Genomic DNA, 1,288 nt, shown 5'->3' with positions numbered 1-1,288 from the left:
CGCCGCGTGAGGCGTTGGCGGCTGATCCGCAGCAGCGGTTGTTGTTGGAGACGGTGTGGGAGGCGTTGGAGGACGCGGGTATTCCGGCTCCGTCGTTGCGGGGTAGCAGAACCGGCGTCTACGCCGGCCAGATGTACCACGAGTACGGGATCCGGCACGGACTGGCCACGGAGGGGATCGAGGGATTCCTCTACAGCAACAGCATGGGCAGCGTGGCCTCGGGCCGGGTGGCGTACACGTTCGGGTTCGAGGGTCCGGCGGTGGCGGTGGACACGGCGTGTTCGTCGTCTCTGGTGACGCTGCACATGGCGGTGAACGCGCTGCGCCGGGGTGAGTGCGATCTGGCGCTGGCGGGCGGTGTGACCGTCATGCCGACCCCGTTGTCGTTCGTGGAGTTCTGCCGTCAGCGCGCGCTGTCGGTGGACGGGCGGTGCCGCCCCTTCTCCGCCGGGGCGGACGGAACGGCGTGGTCGGAGGGCGTGGGCCTGCTGGTGGTGGAGCGCCTCTCGGACGCCAGACGACTCGGGCACCGGGTGCTGGCCCTGGTCAGAGGGAGCGCGGTGAACCAGGACGGCGCCTCCAACGGGTTGAAGGCACCGAACGGTCCTGCCCAGGAGCGGGTGATCCGGGAGGCGTTGGAGAACGCGGGCCTGTCGGCCACGGATGTGGACGTGGTGGAGGCGCACGGGACGGGGACCCGGCTGGGGGACCCGATCGAGGCGCAGGCGCTGCTGGCGACCTACGGCCAGGGACGGCCCGAGGACCGCCCGCTCTACCTCGGCTCCCTCAAGTCCAACATCGGACACACACAGGTCACGGCGGGCGCCGGAGGCGTCATCAAGATGGTGCAGGCGATGCGCCACGAGTTGATGCCGAGGAGTCTGCATGCGGAGGAACCCTCCCCGTTCGTGGAGTGGGACTCGGGCCGGGTCGAGCTGCTCGACCGCGCCCGTCCCTGGCCGCGCGGGGAGCGCCCCCGCCGCGCGGGGGTGTCGTCCTTCGGTATCGGCGGCACCAACGCCCACGTGATCGTGGAGGAGGCGCCCCGGGAGGAGGACGCCGTCCGAACGGGCAACGCCTCCGACCTCCCGGCCCTGCCGTGGGTGCTGTCCGCCCGATCCCCGCAGGCACTGCGGGGCCAGGCCGAGAAACTGCGCCAACACGTCCTCGACAACCCCGGGCTCTCCCCTTCCGACGTGGGTTTGTCGTTGGCGGTGCATCGGGCGGGGTTGGAGTTTCGGGCTGCGGTGTGGGGTGGTGACCGTGGTGAGTTGGTGGCGGGGTTGGA

Annotated in this window: 1 protein-coding gene; it reads left to right on the top strand. The window is 71.0% G+C overall.

The annotated features are described in order from the left end of the window. Positions 1-14: 14 nt before the first annotated feature. On the top strand, positions 15-1,288 hold a 1,274-nt coding region (locus ACFWTE_RS29975; protein ID WP_378783323.1), incomplete at its 3' end, for a type I polyketide synthase.

This window comes from Nocardiopsis sp. NPDC058631 (assembly GCF_042716955.1).
GTDB lineage: Bacteria > Actinomycetota > Actinomycetes > Streptosporangiales > Streptosporangiaceae > Nocardiopsis.
The sequence above is the reverse complement of the archived record's forward strand: the minus strand, read 5'-3'. Positions and strand labels throughout refer to the sequence as shown.